Raw genomic sequence first — 213 nt, 5'->3', positions numbered from 1 at the left:
CTTCCGGGACCTTCATCCACGGCAACTACTGGTCGGACCCGTCCATCTTCGGCTCGGAGAACACCAGCCACGGATGCATCGGTCTGCAGGACGTGCAGGGCGGCGGGGACAGTTCGGCCCCCGGCGCCTGGTTCTACAGCAATTCGCTGCTCGGCGACCTTGTCGTCGTCAAGAACTCCGCCGGCGGCGGGGACGTCGCCGCGGACAACGGCC

General features: G+C 67.6%; 1 protein-coding gene. It reads left to right on the top strand.

Translation table 11 applies throughout. The features are described 5' to 3' along the window. On the top strand, positions 1–213 hold a 213-nt coding region (locus J0695_RS43445; protein ID WP_206970302.1), incomplete at both ends, for a L,D-transpeptidase family protein.

The sequence above is a fragment of the Streptomyces beijiangensis genome (assembly GCF_017315755.1).
GTDB lineage: Bacteria > Actinomycetota > Actinomycetes > Streptomycetales > Streptomycetaceae > Streptomyces > Streptomyces beijiangensis.
The sequence above is the reverse complement of the archived record's forward strand: the minus strand, read 5'-3'. Positions and strand labels throughout refer to the sequence as shown.